The sequence below is a fragment of the Skermanella sp. TT6 genome (genome assembly GCF_016653635.2).
GTDB classification, from domain to species: domain Bacteria; phylum Pseudomonadota; class Alphaproteobacteria; order Azospirillales; family Azospirillaceae; genus Skermanella; species Skermanella cutis.
Window position 1 is genome coordinate 910842 of record NZ_CP067420.1, and the last position, 19425, is coordinate 930266.

At 69.0% G+C, this 19425-nt stretch carries 21 protein-coding genes; 10 read left to right on the forward strand and 11 right to left on the reverse strand.

Features of this window, described 5'->3' with window-relative positions; all coding sequences use genetic code 11:
- Positions 1–3: 3 nt before the first annotated feature.
- Positions 4–2430: a putative bifunctional diguanylate cyclase/phosphodiesterase gene (locus IGS68_RS04255; RefSeq protein WP_201077583.1), complete on the reverse strand. Its 2427-nt coding sequence runs from the start codon at positions 2428–2430 to the stop codon at positions 4–6.
- A gap of 167 nt (positions 2431–2597) precedes the next feature.
- Entirely contained in the window at positions 2598–3698 is a 1101-nt protein-coding gene (gene ychF, locus IGS68_RS04260) for a redox-regulated ATPase YchF (protein WP_201077585.1), read from the reverse strand.
- A gap of 153 nt (positions 3699–3851) precedes the next feature.
- Between ychF and IGS68_RS04265 the strand changes: the two genes are divergently transcribed.
- Entirely contained in the window at positions 3852–4076 is a 225-nt protein-coding gene (locus IGS68_RS04265; protein ID WP_201077587.1) for a hypothetical protein, read from the forward strand.
- 12 nt (positions 4077–4088) lie between these two features.
- On the opposite strand, the gene pth is transcribed toward IGS68_RS04265, so the two are convergent.
- From pth to lgt, 6 genes are all read right to left on the reverse strand, one after another.
- Positions 4089–4652 (reverse strand): aminoacyl-tRNA hydrolase, encoded by a 564-nt coding sequence (pth, locus tag IGS68_RS04270; protein WP_201077589.1) that lies wholly within the window; start codon positions 4650–4652, stop codon positions 4089–4091.
- Positions 4653–4656: 4 nt separating this feature from the next.
- A complete protein-coding gene (locus IGS68_RS04275) occupies positions 4657–5268 on the reverse strand; it encodes a 50S ribosomal protein L25/general stress protein Ctc (protein WP_201077591.1) in 612 nt (203 codons plus the stop codon).
- Between the two features lie 160 nt (positions 5269–5428).
- Positions 5429–6364, reverse strand: coding sequence for a ribose-phosphate pyrophosphokinase (locus IGS68_RS04280; protein WP_201077593.1), 936 nt, complete (start codon positions 6362–6364; stop codon positions 5429–5431).
- Between the two features lie 282 nt (positions 6365–6646).
- The gene (gene pgeF, locus IGS68_RS04285; RefSeq protein WP_201077595.1) at positions 6647–7417 is read right to left on the reverse strand and encodes a peptidoglycan editing factor PgeF; all 771 of its coding nucleotides are present in this window, start codon (positions 7415–7417) and stop codon (positions 6647–6649) included.
- 49 nt (positions 7418–7466) lie between these two features.
- Positions 7467–8564, reverse strand: coding sequence for a class I SAM-dependent methyltransferase (locus IGS68_RS04290; protein ID WP_247881169.1), 1098 nt, complete (start codon positions 8562–8564; stop codon positions 7467–7469).
- On the reverse strand, positions 8557–9405 hold the full coding sequence (gene lgt, locus IGS68_RS04295) for a prolipoprotein diacylglyceryl transferase (RefSeq protein WP_201077597.1): 849 nt from the start codon (positions 9403–9405) through the stop codon (positions 8557–8559). Before lgt ends, IGS68_RS04290 begins: the two co-directional genes overlap by 8 nt.
- Before the next feature lie 220 nt (positions 9406–9625).
- Between lgt and IGS68_RS04300 the strand changes: the two genes are divergently transcribed.
- The 5 genes from IGS68_RS04300 to IGS68_RS04320 all read left to right on the forward strand — a co-directional run bounded on the left by IGS68_RS04300 (position 9626) and on the right by IGS68_RS04320 (position 12041).
- Entirely contained in the window at positions 9626–10000 is a 375-nt protein-coding gene (locus tag IGS68_RS04300; protein ID WP_201077599.1) for an accessory factor UbiK family protein, read from the forward strand.
- Between the two features lie 265 nt (positions 10001–10265).
- Positions 10266–10772, forward strand: coding sequence for a type III secretion system chaperone family protein (locus IGS68_RS04305; protein WP_201077601.1), 507 nt, complete (start codon positions 10266–10268; stop codon positions 10770–10772).
- Positions 10773–10775: 3 nt separating this feature from the next.
- Positions 10776–11591, forward strand: coding sequence for a pyrroline-5-carboxylate reductase (gene proC, locus IGS68_RS04310; protein WP_201077603.1), 816 nt, complete (start codon positions 10776–10778; stop codon positions 11589–11591).
- A 19-nt stretch (positions 11592–11610) separates the two neighbouring features.
- Positions 11611–11733: a type II toxin-antitoxin system RelE/ParE family toxin gene (locus IGS68_RS04315; protein WP_201077605.1), complete on the forward strand. Its 123-nt coding sequence runs from the start codon at positions 11611–11613 to the stop codon at positions 11731–11733.
- Between the two features lie 14 nt (positions 11734–11747).
- On the forward strand, positions 11748–12041 hold the full coding sequence (locus IGS68_RS04320) for a HigA family addiction module antitoxin (RefSeq protein ID WP_201077606.1): 294 nt from the start codon (positions 11748–11750) through the stop codon (positions 12039–12041).
- A 64-nt stretch (positions 12042–12105) separates the two neighbouring features.
- Here IGS68_RS04320 and IGS68_RS04325 read toward each other — a convergent pair whose 3' ends face one another.
- Complete coding sequence (locus tag IGS68_RS04325; RefSeq protein WP_201077608.1) at positions 12106–12969, reverse strand: sigma-70 family RNA polymerase sigma factor; 864 nt, start codon at positions 12967–12969, stop codon at positions 12106–12108.
- A gap of 198 nt (positions 12970–13167) precedes the next feature.
- Here IGS68_RS04325 and IGS68_RS04330 point away from each other — a divergent pair, with 198 nt between their 5' ends.
- The 4 genes from IGS68_RS04330 (at position 13168) to IGS68_RS04345 (ending at position 16137) form a co-directional block, all read left to right on the forward strand.
- Positions 13168–13794: a TetR/AcrR family transcriptional regulator gene (locus IGS68_RS04330; protein ID WP_201077610.1), complete on the forward strand. Its 627-nt coding sequence runs from the start codon at positions 13168–13170 to the stop codon at positions 13792–13794.
- Between the two features lie 116 nt (positions 13795–13910).
- A complete protein-coding gene (locus IGS68_RS04335; protein ID WP_201077612.1) occupies positions 13911–14363 on the forward strand; it encodes a phasin family protein in 453 nt (150 codons plus the stop codon).
- 124 nt (positions 14364–14487) lie between these two features.
- Positions 14488–14853: a tRNA-binding protein gene (locus IGS68_RS04340; RefSeq protein ID WP_201077614.1), complete on the forward strand. Its 366-nt coding sequence runs from the start codon at positions 14488–14490 to the stop codon at positions 14851–14853.
- Between the two features lie 141 nt (positions 14854–14994).
- The gene (locus IGS68_RS04345) at positions 14995–16137 is read left to right on the forward strand and encodes a HAMP domain-containing protein (protein ID WP_201077616.1); all 1143 of its coding nucleotides are present in this window, start codon (positions 14995–14997) and stop codon (positions 16135–16137) included.
- 27 nt (positions 16138–16164) lie between these two features.
- On the opposite strand, the gene IGS68_RS04350 is transcribed toward IGS68_RS04345, so the two are convergent.
- Both IGS68_RS04350 and IGS68_RS04355 read right to left on the reverse strand, forming a co-directional pair.
- Positions 16165–18129 (reverse strand): glycosyltransferase, encoded by a 1965-nt coding sequence (locus tag IGS68_RS04350; RefSeq protein ID WP_201077618.1) that lies wholly within the window; start codon positions 18127–18129, stop codon positions 16165–16167.
- Between the two features lie 4 nt (positions 18130–18133).
- Complete coding sequence (locus IGS68_RS04355; RefSeq protein WP_247881170.1) at positions 18134–19294, reverse strand: HlyD family secretion protein; 1161 nt, start codon at positions 19292–19294, stop codon at positions 18134–18136.
- Between the last annotated feature and the right edge of the window lie 131 nt (positions 19295–19425).

The window sequence follows — 19425 nt, forward strand, 5'->3', positions numbered from 1 at the left end:
GTCCTAGACCGCCAGCCGGCGCACCAGCGCCGGGATGTCGGCGACCGGTGTCGGCGGCGCGAACAGGAAGCCCTGCATGCGGTCGCATCGGTAGGCCCGGAGGAAGATCAGCTGCTCCTGGGTCTCGACCCCCTCGGCGACGACGCGCATCTTCAGGGCATGGGCCATGTTGATGATCGCGTTCACGATGGAGGCGGCGTCGGGATCCTCGACCATGCTCTGGACGAAGCTCTTGTCGATCTTGATCGCCTCGATCGGGAAGCGCTTCAGATAGCTGAGCGAGGAATATCCGGTTCCGAAATCATCCAGCATGAAACGGACGCCGGATGCGTGGAGTTCGAGCAGCGCGTCCCGGATCCCCGGCGTGCTGCGGAACAGCGCCGTTTCCGTCAATTCCAGCTTCAGGTGCGATGCCGGCAATCCTGAGTCCTTCAGGATCGCCAGCGCCTTCCGGCTCAGGTGCGGGTCGCTGACCTGGCGGCCCGACAGGTTGACGGAAACCGGCACGTCCACCACGCCGTCGCGCCGCCACTCCGCCATCTGGCGGCAGGCGTCGCGCAGAACCAGCTCGCCCAGGGGAATGATGAGGCCGGTCTCTTCCGCAGCCGGAATGAACTCCCCGGGGGAGATCAGGGCTCCGTCCTCGCCCCGCCAGCGGACCAGCGCCTCGAAGCCGGTCAGCTTCAGCGTCTCGACCTCGATCTTGGGCTGGTACAGCAGTTCGAACTGGTCTGCGTCGATCGCCCGGCGCAGGCGGCTCTCCAGCGAAAGCTGGCGGGCCGCGTGGGTCTCCATGTCGGGAGAGTACAGCTCGTACCGCGAGGTGCCGAGATCGCGGGCGCGCTGCAGGGCGGCCCCCGCCATCCGGACCAGCTCGTCCGGTCCGGTGGCGTCGGCCGGGAACAGGCTGACCCCGATCATCGGCGGCAGCAGGAAATCCTGCCCGTCGGCCTCGATCGGCGTGCCGAAGGTGGCGATGATGCTCTTCACCGTCGCCAGCGCCTCGTCATGGTCGGCCAGGTCCGGCAGCAGCACGGCGAACAGGTCGTCGCCGATCCGGCCGACCAGGTCGCCCGGACCGAGCGCCCGGCGCAGCCGGTCCACCAGGCGCCGCATCAGGTGTTCCGCGGCGCTGCGGCTGTGGGCGAACCGGATCGGGTCGAGCCGGTCGAAGCTGATCGCCAGCAGGGCGGCCACCCGGCCGGCGGCTTCCGACTGCTCCAGTGCCGCGGCGACCCGCTCGCTGAACAGCGACAGGTTGGGCAGCCCGGTGACCTGGTCGAAGGAGGCGAGGTAATGGATGCGCTCGCGGGCGCGGCGGGTTTCCGTCACGTCCTCGAACAGGCCGATGATGTATTTGGGCCGGCCCAGCGGGTCGCGCACCAGCGACGCCGTGGTGCGCGCCCACAGGGCGGTCCCATCGCGGCGCTGGAACCGGCGCTCGGTCTGGAACGTGGCCCGGCGGCCGCTCAGCAGTTCCTGGAAACGGCCGGTGACGTGGGAGATCTCGTCGATATGGACGAACTGCTTGAAGGACTTGTCGATCAACTCGTCGCGCCCGTAGCCCAGCATGGTCTCCAGGGTGCGGTTCACGTCGATGATCCTGCCGTCCACGGCCGCGTAGCCGATGCCGACCCCGGCATGCTCGAAGATCGAACGGAAGCGCTGCTCGCTGTCGCGCAGCGCCTGCTCGGCCACCACCCGTTCCGAGATGTCGATGCTCGACCCGAACAGGCGGGTGACCTGCGACCCCGAAATCCCGCCGGTGATCGGCACCAGCCGGGTTTCCCAGTGGCGGCGGCCGGTCGGCAGGTGGAGCACTTCCTGGAAGGTGGTCGGCAGCCGGCGCTTGACGCAAGTCCGGTAATGGGCGAGGACGCTCGCGGCGTCGTCGGGCGGCAGGACCTCCTCCGGGCTGCGGCCGATCACGTCGGCCGCGACCAGGCCGGTCTGCTCCTCGTGCCGTCGGTTCAGCATCGCATAGCGGAAACGGCCGTCCGGCAGGACGTCCACGATGAAGACGGCGGCCAGCAGGTGGTCGATGACCAGGCTGATCTGGCCGTCGCTCGGGCCGGTATCCTCGGTGACCAGGATGTGCGAGGCCGGCCCGGTCGCGCTGATCGGCTGGACGATCAGCGCGACCGGGCCGGCCGTCAGGTTGAGGATGACCGTCGCGACCTCGTCGGCGGCCAGCACCTCGGCCAGGCGGGCGACATCCTCCGCGCGGGCCGACCGGGCGGCCAGCTCGCCCAGCGGGCGTCCGACGATCTCGTCCGCGGTCGCACCCAGCAGGTGCATGAAGCGGCTGTTCACCGCGACGACCTCGGGCTCCGCCGGAGGCGCCGCCGGCCTCTTCAGGATCGCGTGACCGGTTCCTTCGGACGCCGGGTTGCGCGGACGCGCGATCAGCGTTTCCAGACCAGCGGCCATCACATCATACATGCCTGTACTTAAACCCATTGGTCCGGCCCATCGATCCGGCTCGTGCCGCACTAGCTCCTGTCACAAGTAACACAGTAGGCCGGATCATTGCCCCATTTTTAGTAAAAAAACTTTGCCTCCATCGTTCGGAGTAAGGTGATAATGGCTTTTCAGTCTTACACGTTGAAGCGGAAATGGAAGATATCGCCGTCCTGGACGACATACTCCTTGCCTTCTTGCCGCATCTTTCCCGCTTCTTTTGCGGCCTGCTCGCCGCCCAGTGTGACAAAGCTGTTATAATCGATCGTCTCCGCCCGGATGAATCCGCGTTCGAAGTCGCTATGGATCGCGCCGGCGGCTTCGGGTGCCTTCGAATTCCGCCGCACCGTCCAGGCCCGCGCCTCCTTGGGACCCACCGTGAAGAAGGTGATCAGGTCGAGCAGGGCGTACCCGGCGCGAATCACCCTGTTCAGCCCCGGCTCTTCCAGTCCCAGGGTCTCCAGGAATTCCGCTTTCTCCGCCGCGTCGGCGAGCTGGGCGACCTCCGACTCGATCGCCGCGGAGACGACGACGCTGGCCGCACCCTGCGCCTTCGCCATTTCGGCGACCTTGGCCGACAGGGCGTTGCCGGTCGCGGCCGAAGCTTCCTCGACGTTGCAGACATAGACGACGGGCTTGCCGGTCAGCAGCAGCAGCGACTTGAACAGCGGCTGCTCGTCCGCGGACACCTCCATCGTCCGGGCGGGCTTGCCGGCCTGGAGGACGGCCAGCGCGCGCTCCATCATGTCGGCGGTCGCCTTGGCTTCCTTGTCGCCGCCCTTGGCTTTCTTCTGGGTGGCGGTCAGCCGGCGCTCCAGGCCGTCCATGTCGGCCAGCATCAGCTCGGTCTCGACGGTCTCGGCGTCGCGGATCGGGTCGATGCCGCCCTCGACATGGGTGATGTCGTCGTCCTCGAAGCAGCGCAGCACATGGACGATGGCATCGACCTCGCGGATGTTGCCCAGGAACTGGTTGCCCAGCCCTTCGCCCTTGCTAGCACCCCGGATCAGGCCGGCGATATCGACGAATTCGAGCTGGGTCGGGATGATCTTCGCCGACTTCGCTATGGCGGCGATCTTGTCCAGCCTGGGATCCGGCACGCCGACGCGGCCGACGTTCGGCTCCTTGGTGCAGAACGGGAAATTGGCCGCTTCGGCCGCCTGGGTGGCGGTCAGCGCGTTGAACAGAGTGGACTTGCCCACATTCGGCAGGCCGACGATGCCGCAGTTGAAACCCATGGGATGCCGTCGCTTTCAAGAGATTTGCCGAGGGCCGGCGTCCGGCCCGTCTGGCAGCTTATATGCGGCACCGGGGACTAAAACGAAAGTCCCGTACGGCCCCGCGCGGCTCATGCTATGATAGCCCTATCGAAGAGGGGAGATTCGCCGACCATGTCCGATCCGCGCCAGGAACTGCTGCGCCAGATGGCCGCCCTGCGGAGCAGCCTCGATCCCAAGGTGATCAAGCGCCTCGATCTCGCCAGCGAAGGCAAGGTGCCCTACGACCGGGAAACCGCGCAGAGCGCGGTTCGCCAGTTCCTGGCGACGCGGCGCGACGGCGGCAGGTTCCAGGCCAAGCTGGTGGATGCGCTTAAGAAAGGCGGCGGGAAAGACTGAAGGGCAGCGGGCTCAGGCGCCCAGCGCGACGCGGCTGGCGAACTTCTCCGGCTGCCCGGCGACCATCAGCGGAAGCTCCCGCGACACCGTGTCGAGCAGCGGTTCCAGCCAAGCCTGCTCGGTCTTGCTGAAATCATGCAGGACATAGCCGTGGACCTGGTCCTTGTGGCCGGGATGCCCGATGCCGAGCCGGATCCGCCAGTAATCCTTGCCGATATGGTCGTCGATCGAGCGCAGGCCGTTGTGGCCGCCGTGGCCGCCGCCCTGCTTCACCCTGACCTTCCCGGGGGCGAGGTCGAGATCGTCGTGGATCACGATCACCTGGGGCGGGGCGAGCTTGAAGAAGCGCATCGCCTCCCCGACGGACTGGCCGGAAAGGTTCATGAAGGTGTGCGGCTTCAGCGCCAGCACCTTCTCCGCATCGACCGAGCCGTCGCAGCTCTGGCCCTGGAAGCGCCTGCGCCAGGGGCCGAAGCCATGGCGGCGGACGATCTCGTCCACCGCCATGAAGCCGATATTGTGCCGGTTGCGGGCATATTCCGACCCGGGATTGCCCAGACCCACCAGCAGCAGCATGGGCTTACTCCTGCGCCTCCGGCTCCTCGCCGGCGGCTTCGGACTTCACCGCCGACGGGGCGGCGATGGTCGCGACCGTGAAGTCGCGGTCGGTGATGGTCGGCTTGACGCCGGCCGGCAGCGTGACCGCGCTGATATGGATCGAGTCGCCCAGGTCGAAGCCGGTCAGGTCCACGGTGATGTGCTCCGGGATCTCCTCGGCGCCGCACTCGACCTCGATCGCGTGGCGGACGATGTTCAGCATGCCGCCCCGCTTCAGGCCCGGCGACTTGTCCTGGTTGACGAACTCGACCGGAACTTCGACGGTGATCCTGGCTTCCCCGGTGACGCGCAGGAAGTCGACATGGATCGGCGTGTCGGTGACCGGGTCGAACTGCACGTCGCGCGGCAGCACGTGGTAGGACGCGTCGCCGACCTTGACGTCGAACAGGTGCGTGAAGAAGCCCGGGGTGCGCAGGATGCGGTCGAACTTCAACCGGTCCAGCGAGATCATCACCGGCTTTTCCTTGTTGCCGTAGATCACGGCGGGGATCCGGCCTGCGCGGCGCGTCTGACGGGCAACCCCCTTGCCGGCCCGGTCGCGCGCCTCGGCGGCGAGAACTGTAGCTTCGGACATACTCTACTACTCCAATGACAAGGCGGCCGCTCCGGGCCGCCTTTGGGTGAACGCCAGCCTCCAGGGGTGCTGGCGTACCGCGGCCGCCTTGCTCGGCGCCGACCGCAGGTCCCTGTGCGGGGAGCCTTTCCCGGCTCCCGCGAATTCCTGAATGATCCGGTCAGTTGAACAGGCTGGAGACCGACCGTTCCTCGCTGATCCGGGTGATCGCCTCCGCGATGAGCGGCGCGATGGTGAGCTGGCGCACGTTGCGCGACACGCGCACGGCCTCGGTCGCCTGGATGCTGTCGGTGGTCACCAGCATCTCCAGCGGCGACGACGACACGCGGGCGACGGCACCGCCGGACAGCACGCCGTGGGTGACATAGGCGCTGACCGACTTCGCGCCCTCCTTCATCAGGGCGGCGGCGGCGTTGCACAGGGTGCCGCCGCTGTCGACGATGTCGTCCACCAGGATGCAGCGCCGGCCCTCGACCTCGCCGATGATGTTCATCACCTCGGACACGCCGGCCCGCTCGCGGCGCTTGTCGATGATCGCCAGGTCGGCGTCGAGCCGCTTGGCGATGGCGCGGGCGCGCACCACGCCGCCGACGTCCGGCGACACGATGACCAGCTGGTCGCCGTGCTTGGTGGTCTCCTGGATGTGGCGGACGAAGACCGGCGCGCCCTCCAGGTTGTCCAGCGGGATGTCGAAGAATCCCTGGATCTGGCCGGCGTGCAGGTCCAGCGTCAGCACGCGGTTGGCCCCGGCCATGGTGATCAGGTTGGCCACCAGCTTGGCCGAGATCGGCGTCCGCGGACCCGTCTTGCGGTCCTGCCGGGCATAGCCGTAATAGGGCAGCACGGCCGTGATGCGGCGCGCGGATCCGCGGCGCAGCGCATCGATGGTGACCAGCAGCTCCATCAGGTTGTCGTTGGCGGGGTACGAAGTCGACTGGATGACGAACACGTCCTCGCCGCGGACGTTCTCCAGGATCTCGACGAACACTTCCATGTCCGAGAAACGGCGAATGCTGGCCTTGGTCAACGGCACGTTGAGTGCGGCCGAGATCGCTTCGGCCAGCGGCCGGTTGCTGTTGCCGGCAATGACTTTCATACTTCGCGGCTCTCTTCTGGAAATAGTGCCGTTGACGCCGTCCCGACTGTCGGGAACAGGTGCAACACGAAATCGGCCGGGACCATATCAGCCCGCCCCCGTCATGTAAATGTTCGATGACGGCCGTCGCGGCCCCCATGCACCCTGCACATGGGGTCGGCGCACCGCGGCGGCCCCCTGTTCCTCGCCGGGCGGAAATCCGCCTCAGATGACGCAGCTCACCATCAGTCCCAGCACACAGAAAGCGATGAGCATGATCGTATAGGGCATCGGCGCGGGTCCTCAGGCCTGCCGGACGATGACCGAAATGCCGCGGCCGTAGTCCGCCTCGCCGCGCAGGGTCGCCCGGCGATAGCTGAAGAAGCGGTCCTCCTCGGCCACCGTGTCGTTCGGGCAGCGCTGGAGCGCCGCGACCCCGCTGCGGCCGAGTCGGCGCGCGACATAGCCGCCGACGTCGAACATGAAGTGCCCGGCCCGGCGCGCCGGCGCGAAGAAATCGCCGTTCGCCGCGTCCTCGTCGAGGAACGGCGCCGGGAACTCCGGCCCGACCTCGTAGGAGCGCTGGGCGATGCAGGGGCCTATGGCCGCGACGATGCGGTCGGGACGCGCGCCCAGGGCCGCCATGGCGCCGACCGTCGCCTCGATCACGCCGGCCCTGGCACCCTTCCATCCGGCATGCGCGGCCCCGATCACGCCGGCCTCGGCGTCGGCGAACAGGACCGGGACGCAGTCGGCGGTCAGGATGCCGAGCGCCACGCCCGGCGCGGCGGTGACCATGGCGTCGGCGCGGGGCGGCGTCTCGCCGGGCTGCCAGGGCCGTTCCACCGTGACCACGTCGGGGCTGTGGACCTGGTAGAGCGTGACCAGCCGGTCGGGTTCCAGGTCGAACGCCGCGGCGCAGCGGCGCCGGTTCTCGGCGACGTGGCGCGGATCGTCGTTCGATCCGAGCCCGCAGTTGAGGGAGGCGTAGATGCCCGTGCTGACGCCTCCCCGCTTGGTGAAGAAGCCGTGCCGGACGGCCGGAATGTCGTTCAGCGCGCCGAGTGTGATCACGTCAGGGTCCAGTGCTCCAGTAGTGCTCCGGTGTAGGGTGCTCGGCCCGTCAGATCCCCGCGGCGCCTTCCTGCCGGGGATCGGTGAGGGCCAGGACCTTGAACAGTGTGCCCATCTCGGAACCGTCGATCAAGCGATGGACGGCCGAATCGATGTCCGCCGCCTGCTCCGGCGTCGCCCGCCGGCGCAGCTGCGCGGCCCGCTCCCGGATGCCCAGGGCGGCCAGGAAGGCGCCCTGCGTGGTCGGCCCCCAGGTCCGGGCGCCGCCGGACCGGGCCGCGTCGGCCAGCATCCCGAAATCCACGTGGGCCGTCAGGTCGGCCGTCCCGGGCGCCTTCAGCACCGGCACGAAGGCGTGGCGCCGAACCGCCTGGAGCGTCTCGCCGGCCGCGGAGACCGGATGGCCGTAATCGACGATCAGGGCGGCCCCGCCCGACGCCGCCAGCCGGACGCCCAGCTCGTGCGCGACCGCCATGGCCGCGGGGCACGCCTCGAACACGCTGCCCGGCGGCGCCTCCCGTATGGCGGCCGGGATCAGTGCCTCGACGGGGCCCGGCCGGCGGTCGAGCACGAAGCGGAAGCAGCCGCCTTCCTCGTCGAAATCCACCATCCGCTCGGTCCAGCCGTGGGCGGTCTTCTCGAACTGCCGGATCGGCAGGGCGTCGAAGAACTCGTTGGCGATCACCAGCAGCGGGCCGTCCGGCACCCCGGCCAGCGTGTCGTGCCAGCGGGGAGGGCGGTCCCCCAGCGCCGGCGCCAGCAGCTCGCGCTGCCGGTCGCGCAGGACCGGGCTGGTCTCGACCAGGTGGACCCGGGCGGCGTCGCGGAACTGCGGCACCATGGCGGCGGCCCGCAGGGCGTCGCGCATCAGGGTGCCGCGCCCGGGTCCCAGCTCCACCAGGCTGACCTGGTCCGGCGCGCCCATCGCCGACCAGGTATGGGCGCACCACAGGCCGATCAGCTCCCCGAACATCTGGCTGATCTCCGGCGCCGTCACGAAGTCGCCGGCGGCGCCGAACCGGTCGGCGGTGATGTAGTAGCCGTGCTGCGGGTGTCCCAGCGCGTCGCCCATGAAGGCCGCCACGGAGATCGGCCCCTCCACGGCGATGCGCCGTCTCAGGTGCCCGGCCAGTCCGCCGTCATCCATCCCGCGCATCCGCCCGGCCGACGGGTCCATGGGAGTCCACCCGGCCCTTGCGCCGGGCATGGACCACCAGCGCCAGCCCGAACAGCACCATGGGGACGGACAGGATCTGGCCCATGGTGGCGTGGCCGCCCAGCAGGAAACCCAGCTGCGGGTCGGGCTCCCGGAAATATTCGGCGAAGATCCGCGACAGGCCGTAGCCGATGAAGAAGATCCCGGCCAGCAGCCCGGGCCGCGCCCTGACCGACCGGCGCCGCGCGAGCACGGCCAGCACGGCGAACAGCACCAGCCCTTCCAGCGCCGCCTCGTAGAGCTGGCTGGGATGGCGGGGCAGGCCGCCGGCCCGTTCCCCCGGGAAGATCACCGCCCACGGCACGTCGGCCACGCGGCCCCACAGCTCGGCATTGACGAAGTTGGCGATGCGCCCGAAGAAGAGGCCGATCGGCGCGGCGCAGGCGATCAGGTCGCCCAGCGCCAGCGGCGAGAAGCCCCGCCGGCGCGAGAACAGCAGGATCGCCGCCATGACCCCCAGCAGGCCGCCGTGGAACGACATGCCGCCGTGCCAGACCGCCAGCGCCTCCAGCGGATTGCCCAGGTAGTATCCGGTATTGTAGAAAAGCACGTAGCCGATCCGGCCGCCCAGGATCACGCCGATCACCGCCCAGGTCAGGAAATCGTCGAAATCGACCGAGGTCGGCGGCCGTTCGTCCTTGCGCGCCAGATGGATGCAGTAGCGCCACCCGGCGACGAAGCCGACCAGGTAGGCCAGGGCGTACCAGCGGATTGCGATGGGGCCGATCTGGATCGCGACCGGGTCGATGGCGGGGAACAGGATGGCAAGCATGGCGCGGTTCGACTTCGGTGCGGCGGCGGCCCCGGGAAAATCCGCCCGCGGGACTGGCCAGGGGACGGGGTAACCCGCCGGGGCTGGCGACCTTATAGGCTTCCTTGCCGCACCGCCGCAAGGCGCCCCTGCCGTCCCGGACGCGTCCCGCCGGCCGATGCGGCGTTGATTCGGCCCCGGCCCGTCCCCATAATAGTGTCTCTTTGGAGGATACGGATCCATGCAGGTCGATAACAAGCTTCTCGACGATCTGGCCCGGGTGGCGGGCGGCGCGGTCGGCGCGCTGACCGGATTGCGCGGTGAGGTCGAGGCACAGGTGCGCCAGCAGTTCGAGCGCATCCTCAGCCGGATGGACCTGGTCAGCCGGGAGGAGTTCGAGGCGGCCCGCGAAATGGCGGCCAAGGCCCGCTCCGAGCAGGAGGACCTGACGGACCGGGTGACCGCGCTGGAGGCGCTGGTCGCGACCCTGCTCGCCGAACGCGAGCTGGCCCACGGGACGGCCGCCCCGAAACGCCCGGCCGGCGGCCATGCCGCCAAGCCCGCGGCGGACGAGGCGGGGGACGCCAAGCCCGTTTCCGCTTCCGGCGGCGCCTGACCGTCCCCACCCGGCCGGCGATACGTCCGCGGCCCGCCCGGTCGCGGGCAGCCGGCCGCTTCATGTGCAAATTTATGGAATTCTGTTGCGAGCGCGGGGCCGTTCTGTCACGGTCCTCGGGGTAGTAGCCCCATGACCACCTGGATACGACATCTCGGGGCAGAGTAGATCAGACGGTATAAGCCGGCTGGGCCCTCGGGATCGGGCCGTTTCCGGTGTCGGCCGGGGCGAACGCCGTTCACCGCGCGATCAGGGAGTCGCAGGCATGTCGGCAGTCGCCGTCGAAGAAACGCCCACGTCAACGCTCAATCCGCTGGATATCGTCGAGGAGATCGTCGTCGCCAACGAGTGGCCGTTCGACCGTTCCAACGAGGATGAGCTGATCGTCGAGATCGCCGCGCGCTGGTGCGATTACCGCCTCTATTTCGTCTGGCAGGGCGAGGTGAGCGCGATGCAGTTCTCCTGCCAGTTCGACATGAAGGCGACCAAGGCCCGCCGGCACGAGCTCAACGAGCTGCTGTCCGAGGTCAACGCCAAGATGTGGCTGGGCCATTTCGACGTCTGCCCCGACGAGCACACCCCCATGTTCCGCCACACGACGCTGCTGCGCGGCGCGCCGCGGGCGAGCGTCGAGCAGATGGAGGACCTGGTCGAGATCGCCCTGATGGAGTGCGAGCGCTTCTATCCCGCCTTCCAGTTCGTCATCTCCGGCGGCAAGTCGGCGTCGGAAGCCGTGACCGCGGCCATCCTGGACACGGTGGGGGAGGCCTGAGCCATGGGTTGCTCGCTGCTTCTGGTCGGGTGCGGCAAGATGGGCGGCGCCATGCTGGACGGCTGGTTCGGCGCGCGGACGGTCGACGACGTGGTCGTGGTCGAGCCGCAGGGCGCCTTCGGAGCCGACGCGCCGCCCGGGGAGCACCGGATCGTGCGCTGCGCCGGACCGTCCCGGATCCCGCCGGGCTTCGATCCCGACGTGGTGGTGTTCGCCGTCAAGCCGCAGGTGATGGACGAGGTGGTTCCCGCCTACGCCGCCTTCGCCCGTCCGGGCACGGTGTTCCTGTCGATCGCCGCCGGCAAGCCCATCGGCTACTTCGCCGGGCGCCTGGGCGCGGAGGCGGCCATCGTCCGCGCCATGCCGAACACCCCGGCCGCGGTCGGCCGCGGCATGACCGTCGCCGTTCCCAGCGCCGCGGTCACCGAGGAACAGCGCCGCCTGTGCGACACGCTGCTGGGCGCGGTCGGGCAGGTCGCCTGGGTCGAGGACGAGGGGCTGCTGGACGCCGTCACGGCGGTATCGGGCGGCGGCCCCGCCTATGTCTTCCTGCTGATCGAGACGCTGGCGAAAGCCGGCGTGGCCGCCGGCCTTCCGGAAGACCTGTCGATGCGGATCGCCCGGGCCACGGTCGCGGGCAGCGGGGAACTGGCGATGCGGTCGGCCGAGCCGGCCTCCGTGCTGCGCCGGAACGTCACCAGCCCCAACGGGACCACCCAGGCCGCGCTGGAAGTGCTGATGGCCGGGGACGGGATCCAGCCGCTGTTCGACCGCGCCATCGCGGCCGCCACCGCCCGGTCGCGCCAGCTCGCGGGCTAGAGCGCCGCCCGGCAACCGATTGGAGGCTCTTTCCGCCGACCGGCTGGGCCAGCACAGCATTCGGATCGATGATCAGCGGCGGGTCTGCTTCGAATGGCGGGACGGCGATGCCTATGATGTCGAGATCGTCGATGACCATTGACCGTGAGGCTGATCATGGCGGATTTCCCATCAGCGCATCCCGGAGACGTCCTCGGGGAGGACTTCCTCAAGCCGTTGGGCATGAGCGGTTCCGCGCCGGCTCCAGCCATCGACGTTCCCGAATCGCTGGCCGGCGATCTGCTCGACGGCCGATGCGGCGTGACGCCCGACACGGCCCTGCGGCTTGCCCGGTATTTCGGCACCTCCGCCGAGTTCTGGCTCGGTATGCAGACGACCTATGATCTGGAATCGGCCCGCGATGCGGTCGGGGCAGAGATCGAGGCACGGGTCCGGCCCAGGGCTGCCTGATCCCGCTCCACCCACCCTCGATGCCGAGGTGCGGAGCCGCCGGCGCTCCGGATCGGACGGCCGGTCAGCCGCCCGGCATGCCGTGGACGGCGGCCAGCGGCTGAAGCATCTCGCGCAGCCGCAGCAGGGCGCGTTTCTCGAGCTGCCGCACCCGGTCCTTGGAGATTCCCAGTTCCCGCCCGATCGCCTCGAAGGTCGGTGCCGCCTCGCTCATGTGGCGGTGGCGGATGATCGCGGCCTCGCGCGCCGGCAGCATGGCCAGCGCCCGGTCGATCAGGCCGCTCCAGGCCCGGCCCGTGCTGCGCTGCTCGACGATCTCCTCCGGGCTCGGCTGGTCGGCGGGCAGCCGGTCCAGCAGGCTTTCCGCCTCCTCGCCGTCGCCGGCCGGCAGGTCGAGCGATTGGTCCAGCCGCGCGATGCGGTGGGCAAGGCCCGAGACCTCGGCGGGCGGCATGTCGAACCGGGTCGCCAATACGGCCAGCGCCTCGTGGTCGAGCCCGTCGGACGAGGTCTTCCGTTCCGCGGCGACCTTCTTCAGGGCGAAGAACAGGGCCTTGTGCGCGGCGGTCTTGCCCACCCGCACCAGCGACCAGGACCGGACCACGTAATCCTGGATCGAGGCCCGGATCCACCACATGGCATAGGTGCCGAGCCGCGCCCCGCCGTCCGGGTTGAACTTGCGGACGGCCTGGATCAGGCCCAGCGTGCCCTCCTGGATCAGGTCGTTCACCGGCAGGCCGAACCGCCCGTAGCTGCGGGCGATCCGGACCACGACGCGCAGGTGGCTCGCGACCAGCCGCTCGGCCGCGACCTGGTCGCCGGCCGCCGAGCGCAAGGCCAGGTCGCGTTCCTCATCGGGAGTCAGATAGGGAAGCCGGTGAGCCAGCGTCATGAGGCAGCCGGAGGCCCAGCCGAACGAAGCAGTCATGGTTTTCATGCCCGAAGCAGGTTTCGCGCCCGACGGGGGAGGCGCGGCAGCATCGCATGCCCTTGCACACAGTCAACTCCTCATCGCGCGGATCGTCACCGCCGGACAGGGCATTTCGGGCCCGGGGGCTTTGGCATCCGCGCCGGCGGCCCAATCTTAAGGGCATGACGAACGAACTGCACGGGAATCACGGAAACCATGGCCAAGAAGGCTGATCTGTCGCGTCAAATCATCGATGCCGCCATGAAGCGGGCCGCGGACAAGGGATGGCGGGCCACGACCATGGCCGACATCGCGGCCGAGGCCAAGCTGTCGCTGGCCGACATCTACCGGATCTTTCCGGGCAAGCCCGATATCCTGCGCGGGTTCACCCGCCAGATCGACGAGGCCGTGCTGTCCGGAGGCGGGGAGGTCGACGAGGGGGAGACCCCGCGCGACCGGCTGTTCGACGTCATGATGCGCCGCTTTGACGCACTGACCCCCTACCGGGCCGCGGTGGAGAGCATTTCGCGCGACCTGCGCTCCGATCCGGTCGCCGCCGCGTGGCACGCCTGCTCCCTGCGGCGCTCGCTCGCCTGGATGCTGGAAGCCGCGGGGATCTCGGCGGACGGTTTCGCCGGCGCGCTCCGGGTCAAGGGGCTGGGGGCGGTCTACCTGGCGGTGATGAGGGTCTGGCTGACCGACGACAGCGCCGACCTCTCGCGCACCATGGCGGCGCTCGACGCCAGGCTGCGCCAGGCCGAGCAGTTCTCCCGCACCCTGCGCTCCCGCGGGGGCGCTCCCCGGCCGGACGACTCGCCGGCCCAACCCGGCGTAACGGCCTGAGGGGCGTTGTTGTTGCGCTGCACAAAAGAAGTTGACGCAGAATTGCGCAATCTGCATGATGCGGCATCACACCTGTTGCGGCGCAGCAACGACGAATGCTCTCAAGGGGATGGCACATGGCAAAGACTAATCCGTTCTTCGACGTCGACGTTTCCAAGTTCACCGACGTGTCGAAGCTGATGTCCGAATTCAAGCTTCCCGGCGTCGATGTCGAGTCCGCGTTCGCCGCGCAGCAGAAGAACATCCAGGCCCTGACCGCCGCCAACCAGCTCGCGTTCGAGGGCTTCCAGGCCGTCGCCCGCCGCCAGTCCGAGATCCTGCGCCAGGCCATCGAGCAGACCACCTCCATCGTCTCCGAGCTGCTCGCCGCCGGCTCGCCGGAGGAGAAGGTCGCCAAGCAGGCCGACCTCGTTAAGGCCGCCTTCGAGAAGGCCCTGGCCAACACCCGCGAGCTGGCCGAGCTGGTCACCAAGTCCAACACCGAGGCCGCCGACGTGATCAACAAGCGCGTCAGCGAGAGCCTGGAAGAGCTGAAGTCGGTCGTCGCCAAGGCCAAGGCGGCTAAGTAAGCCCCATCGAGACGGGATCCGGTTCCCTCCGGATCGCGGCCGCCGCCGGGCAACCGGCGGCGGCCTTGTTTTTCAGGATTCCCGCCGGTAGCCTGCGCGCCCTGAAGAAGAAGGGGAACTGCGGATGACGGGCAAGACCGGGGCGACGGCCACCACCAATATCGGCTTCGAGGATTTCCTGAAGGTCGATATCCGCGTCGGGACGATCACCGCCGTGGAGCCCTATCCCGAGGCACGCCGGCCGGCTTACAAGCTTCAGGTGGATTTCGGTCCGGAGATCGGGATGCGCCGCACCTCCGCCCAGATCACGCGCCACTACACGCCCGAGACGCTGGTCGGCCGCCAGGTCGCCGGCGTCGTCAACTTCCCGCCCAAGCAGATCGGCAAGTTCATGTCCGAAGTCCTGGTCCTGGGCTTTCCCGACGAGAACGGCGAAGTCGTGCTGGTCACGCCGGAGCGCAAGGTCCCGGACGGCGGTCGGCTGTATTGACCTCGCGTTCCCGGCTGCGGTCGATAAGAGTCGTTTGAGGAAATTCCCGCTCGTTCATCCGATGTAAAGCGGTGATGACTTACTGCGTCCTGTAAATGGCGATGCATCAGGCTCGCCGTTATTACAGTTTTGCGGTAATTCATGAAAAATCCAAGAAGCCTTTCCACTCTCCTGTCCGCCAGCATCGCGGTGCTGTGCATCGCGCCGGTGGCCGGGGTCAGCCTGCTGGCCAACGGGACGATCGGCAGCCGCCTCCGCGACCAGGCGGGCGCCGCGGCGCTGGATCTCAGCGCCCAGATCGCCGACAAGCTGGATCGCAGCATGTTCGAGCGGTGGCTGGACATCCGGATGATCGGCCGGATCCAGGAAACCTTGGAACCCGACTCCGATCCCGACCGGCTGCGGGTGAAGCTCGAGACCCTCCAGCGCAGCTCCCCCGAATATGCCTGGGTCGGCCTGGCGAGCCCGGAGGGCAGGGTCCTCGTCAGCACCGGGCGCCTGCTGGAGGGCGCCGACGTGTCGGGCAGGCCGTGGTTCCGGGCCGGCAGCCGGAACATGTTCGCCGGCGACGTCCACGAGGCGGTGCTCCTCGCCAAGAAACTGCCGCCGAACGCCAACGGCGATCCCCTGCGCTTCGTCGACGTCGCCATGCCGCTCAGGCGTGCCGACGGCGTTCCGCTCGGCGTCCTGGGAGCCCATCTCAGCTGGTCCTGGGGAGAGGAGATCACCGCCTCGGTCCTCGATGTCCGGGGCGAGCGGAGCGAGAGCGCCGAAGCGCTGATCGTCAGCGCCGAAGGCGACGTCCTGCTGGGGCCGGACGGCCTGGTCGGCGGGAAGCTGGACCTGCTCAGCCTGGGCGCCGCGCGCCAGGGCGGCACGCGCCACGGCCTGGAGACCTGGCCCGACGGCCGCGACTACCTGACCGCCACCACCCTGACGACGGGGCATCGCGACTATCCGGGGCTCGGCTGGGCCGTGGTCGTGCGCCAGGACGCCGACAAGGTCCTGGCCCCGATCCGGCGGTTCCAGTGGAACCTGGCGCTGCTCGGCCTGGGCGCGGCACTCGCCGCCGCGTTCGCCGGATCGGTGCTGGCCAGGCGGATCACCCGGCCGCTGCTGGAGATCGCGGAGGCTGCCGACCGGATCCGCGAGTATGACCACGACGCCCGCATTCCCTATACCCGGTCCTACGCCGAGGTCTTCCGGCTCTCCAGCGCGCTGGTCGACCTCGACGCGAGGCTGCGCCGCCGCGCCGTCAACCGGCCCAAGGCTCCCGCCGCCTGAGGCGGCGGGCAACGCGCCGCCGGCGGCCTACTGGGCCGCCCGGCTGCCGAGCCCGGCCAGCAGGCCCCGCCAGTTCACCCGCGACACGTTGAGCTGGTAATTGTCGGAATAGATCTTCCGGATCATCCTGTCGCGGGTTTCGGCGTCATGCAGGAACTTCACCACGAAGGCCCCGTCGCGCGCGTTGACGACGGTGACCGGCATCACCCCGACTTCGGCCAGATGGAGCAGGAAGCCCTCGCCGGCATCCGTCGGGACGGTCCCCTGGATGCGGGCTCCGCCGAGAGAGATGTCGATCAGGCGCGCCGGGATCATGTCGCCGGACAGCTCCATCTCCACCTGCTCGTCGGTCGGATAGCGCTCGTCGCCGCGCAGGCGGGGCAGTTCGATGCACACGGTCATGGCCAGCATCAGGACGATCAGGTTGTAGAAGCTCCAGAACAGGATCACCAGCTTGCCGTCCCCGGCGCCGCCGTCCGGGGCGTAGTCCGACAGCATGGCATAGACCATGCCCCCGACCGTCATCAGCATCAGCGCGCCGAACCGCCGCATCATGACCCACTGAACGATCCGCCGGCTGCGCTCGCCGCCCTTCGCCGTGACCTTGAACTTCTGGCCCTCCGGCCGCAGCAGGCCGGCGAACACCGCCCGGTTGATCTCGAACATGGTCAGCACCTGGCTGACATCGTTCATGATCGGGATGATCTTGCCCCCGGTGGTCCAGTTCAGCGCGATCATGACGGCGACGAAATAGGGAACGAAATAGGCCACCACGTCGGTGAACGACGCGTTGACCGCGCTGATGCCGAACCACCAGTAGAGCGCCGGGATCACCAGGCAGGCCAGCCGGAAACAGAAGGTCGAGCTCCAGTAGATCAGGGCGTCCGCCAGGCCGAGCCGGTCCATCCAGTCCAGCCGGTTGCGCCGGAACGGGCTGAGCGGCCCGCGGATGATCTGCATCAGCCCCAGGCACCAGCGTCCGCGCTGGGTCACGTACTCCTTCATCCCCTCGGGAGCCAGCCCGTCGCTCAGGCGCTCGTTCAGGTAGACCGTGCGCAGCCCGTGCTGCTTCAGGCGCAGGGTGACCAGGAAGTCCTCGGTCACGCTGTCGGTCGGAAACCCGCCGATCGCCCTCAGCCCGTCCCAGCGCATCATCGACGAGGTGCCGCAGCAGAACGCGATGCCCCAGGCGTCCCGGCAGGCCATCAGATGGTCGAAGAAGAAGCGCTGCTCGTCCGGATAGGCCCGGCCGATCCGCAGGTTCGACTGGATCGGGTCGGGGTTGAAGAAATGCTGCGGCGTCTGGACCAGCCCGACCGTGGGATCGTGGAACAGCGCCAGCGTGCGGCTGACGAAGTCGTCGTGGGCGACGAAGTCGGCGTCCAGCACGACGATGAATTCCGGCTCGGCCTCCAGGGTCGCCAGGTGCGCCAGGCCGTTGTTGATGTTGCCGGCCTTGGCGTGGCTGTTGTCGGGCCGCGTCAGGTAGCCGACGCCCCGGGCGGCGCACAGGTCGCGCAGCCAGTCCCGCCGGCCGTCGTCCAGCACCCACACCCGGAGCCGGGGATGGTCGATGCCCAGCGCGCCGGCGATCGTCCGCGACAGGATCGCCTCCTCCTCGTTGTAGGTGGTGATCAGGACGTCCACCTGGGGCGGCCGGTCGGCCGGCCACCACCGCGCGTTCGCCGTCGCCTCGTCCCGCCGGTCGAGGGTCCTGGACAGGATCAGCGACGACAGGGTGGACCCCAGCATCACCAGGATTTCCAGCGCCAGGAAGGCGACGCCGCAGACGAAGTCGGCGTCGAGAGCCGGCGGCGGCAGCGTCTCGGCCGCCCGCCACGCGATGTAGCGCCAGCCCATGCCGACCGACACCGCGAACACCAGGACGCGCACCCGCACGTCGGAGGTCGAGCAGAACGGCAGCGCCGCCAGGGCCAGCCCGGCGATCACCAGCGACGGCGCCAGGCCGGCCTCCAGGGCTGAGAAGACCATCGGCCTACAGGCCCAGCCAGGAGCGCAGCCGTCCGGTCGCGTCGCCGATGCCGGAGAACGAGACCTTGCCGGTCCGGCCGACCGCGCAGTTCGCCTCAGGGTCGTGCAGCAGGCCGGGCACCGACAGGGCCACGTCGTAGCGCTGGAGATGGTCCGGCCCCGGGCTGATCGCCATGTTGTTGTAGACCGTCGCGGCGCCCGAGCCGGCGAGCCGGAGGACCACCGCGTCGTAGACCCGGCGCGTACCGGCCAGGCGGAACCGGGCGGGGTCGCCGACCCGCAGGCGGTTGTAGTCGCGCTCGCCGACCGAGGCGGTGACCACCGTGGTCGAGCAGTCCAGCAGGCGCAGGATGTCCTGGCCCTTGCGGGCATATTCGCCGGCGCCCAACGCCGCTTCCCAGACCCTGCCGTCCACGGGGGAGTTCAGGAACGCTTCGCGCATCCGGCCGACCCGCTGGCGCTCCACGGCGATGTGGTCGCGCACCTTGGCGAGCCGGCCGGCGCGCTCCTCCAGGTCGGCGCGCAGTTCGGCGGCCAGCAGGTCCAGCTCCATGGTCCGCTGGCTGGAATAGGGCGTGTCGTTGTAGCTGTCGCCCAGGAAGGTGCCCTTGGACGCCGCCGCGTGCTGGATCCTCAGCGTCTCGACCCGGGCGGCGGCCGCCTTCGCGGCCAGGGCCGCGACGCTGTGGCTGGCGCTCGCCTTGTCCAGCACGGCCGCGGACTGGATGCCCTTGGCCTTCAGCTCCTCGGCCCGCACCAGGGTGGCTTCGGACTCCTGGCTGGTCGCCCGGGCGCCGGCCAGCATGGCCTCCGCCTCGTCGATCTGGGCGCGGAGCTGGCGGAGCCGGCCCTCCTGGTAGGACAGGGTGCGACCGGCCAGTTCCGCCCTGCTGCCCTTCAGGTCGGCGAGCCTGGCCTGGAGCAGGGCGGTCTCCGCGGCCAGCGCGTCGGCGGCGCGCTCCAGGTCCTGGACCCGCGCATCGTCGGCCCGCTCGTCCGTGACGCTGCCCAGCGGCTCGCGGGCATGGACCCGCTGGCCGATCGCCAAGGGCTTCATTTCCAGATATCCGTCGATCGGAGACCTGACCATGGCGACCCGGGCATTGATCACGGCGTCGCTGCTCACGATCGAGAAACCCTCGCCGATCAGGATATATATACCCAAACCGGATATTACCGCTCCGGCCATCAGCTTAGCCGATTTGTTGGGCACCTTGATCTTCCTATGTAATATACTTCAAAGTTCGGAAAGTATTACTGGAAGATCGTTGAGAATCGGTAAGCGTACCGGGGTAT

What these genes read in the sequence shown, in the direction of transcription:
- IGS68_RS04320 (WP_201077606.1), top strand. Translation starts at nt 11,748, where the DNA reads ATGGCGGATTTCCCATCAGCGCATCCCGGAGACGTCCTCGGGGAGGAC.
- IGS68_RS04305 (WP_201077601.1), top strand. Translation starts at nt 10,266, where the DNA reads ATGTCGGCAGTCGCCGTCGAAGAAACGCCCACGTCAACGCTCAATCCG.
- IGS68_RS04350 (WP_201077618.1), bottom strand. Translation starts at nt 18,129, where the DNA reads ATGGTCTTCTCAGCCCTGGAGGCCGGCCTGGCGCCGTCGCTGGTGATC.
- IGS68_RS04280 (WP_201077593.1), bottom strand. Translation starts at nt 6,364, where the DNA reads ATGAAAGTCATTGCCGGCAACAGCAACCGGCCGCTGGCCGAAGCGATC.
- ychF (WP_201077585.1), bottom strand. Translation starts at nt 3,698, where the DNA reads ATGGGTTTCAACTGCGGCATCGTCGGCCTGCCGAATGTGGGCAAGTCC.
- IGS68_RS04275 (WP_201077591.1), bottom strand. Translation starts at nt 5,268, where the DNA reads ATGTCCGAAGCTACAGTTCTCGCCGCCGAGGCGCGCGACCGGGCCGGC.
- lgt (WP_201077597.1), bottom strand. Translation starts at nt 9,405, where the DNA reads ATGCTTGCCATCCTGTTCCCCGCCATCGACCCGGTCGCGATCCAGATC.
- IGS68_RS04330 (WP_201077610.1), top strand. Translation starts at nt 13,168, where the DNA reads ATGGCCAAGAAGGCTGATCTGTCGCGTCAAATCATCGATGCCGCCATG.
- IGS68_RS04345 (WP_201077616.1), top strand. Translation starts at nt 14,995, where the DNA reads ATGAAAAATCCAAGAAGCCTTTCCACTCTCCTGTCCGCCAGCATCGCG.
- proC (WP_201077603.1), top strand. Translation starts at nt 10,776, where the DNA reads ATGGGTTGCTCGCTGCTTCTGGTCGGGTGCGGCAAGATGGGCGGCGCC.
- IGS68_RS04325 (WP_201077608.1), bottom strand. Translation starts at nt 12,969, where the DNA reads ATGACTGCTTCGTTCGGCTGGGCCTCCGGCTGCCTCATGACGCTGGCT.
- IGS68_RS04265 (WP_201077587.1), top strand. Translation starts at nt 3,852, where the DNA reads ATGTCCGATCCGCGCCAGGAACTGCTGCGCCAGATGGCCGCCCTGCGG.
- pth (WP_201077589.1), bottom strand. Translation starts at nt 4,652, where the DNA reads ATGCTGCTGCTGGTGGGTCTGGGCAATCCCGGGTCGGAATATGCCCGC.
- IGS68_RS04300 (WP_201077599.1), top strand. Translation starts at nt 9,626, where the DNA reads ATGCAGGTCGATAACAAGCTTCTCGACGATCTGGCCCGGGTGGCGGGC.
- IGS68_RS04335 (WP_201077612.1), top strand. Translation starts at nt 13,911, where the DNA reads ATGGCAAAGACTAATCCGTTCTTCGACGTCGACGTTTCCAAGTTCACC.
- IGS68_RS04340 (WP_201077614.1), top strand. Translation starts at nt 14,488, where the DNA reads ATGACGGGCAAGACCGGGGCGACGGCCACCACCAATATCGGCTTCGAG.
- IGS68_RS04290 (WP_247881169.1), bottom strand. Translation starts at nt 8,564, where the DNA reads ATGGATGACGGCGGACTGGCCGGGCACCTGAGACGGCGCATCGCCGTG.
- IGS68_RS04255 (WP_201077583.1), bottom strand. Translation starts at nt 2,430, where the DNA reads ATGGCCGCTGGTCTGGAAACGCTGATCGCGCGTCCGCGCAACCCGGCG.